Origin of the sequence: Mesorhizobium sp. M00.F.Ca.ET.216.01.1.1, from assembly GCF_004010325.2 — a bacterium.
Taxonomy (GTDB): Bacteria; Pseudomonadota; Alphaproteobacteria; order Rhizobiales; family Rhizobiaceae; genus Mesorhizobium.
In genome coordinates this window covers 1-331 of record NZ_SADR02000335.1, presented here as the reverse complement: position 1 = coordinate 331, position 331 = coordinate 1, and the positions used below count along the sequence as shown (strand labels likewise).

General features: G+C 62.5%; 1 pseudogene. It reads left to right on the top strand.

Annotation, left to right across the window (positions count from 1 at the left end):
* Window positions 1–73: 73 nt before the first annotated feature.
* Window positions 74–331: pseudogene (locus EN859_RS36355) on the top strand (hypothetical protein); the annotation flags it as partial.

The window sequence follows — 331 nt, the reverse complement described above, 5'->3', positions numbered from 1 at the left end:
CGGCAAACCGCCCGTCTCCCAGGCCGGGACCTTCACCGCCAATCCACTGAGCATGGTTGCAGGCGCTGCCGCCATGCGCGCCCTGACCGAGCTGGAGATCGAGCGGCTCACCGCCCTTGGAGCGCAAGTTCGATCGGAACTTGGCGCAACACTGGCTGCCTCAGATTTAGGAGGGCATGTCACCGGCGCCGCCTCCCTTTTTTGCGTGTTCATTGGCGACGAAGAAGTCAAGGACTACGCAAGCGCCTATCATGCGTGGCAGCAGAGACAGCGCCTTTCGCGGTTGATTTCGCTCTGCCGCGACGAAGGGATTCTCCTATCGCGCATCGGC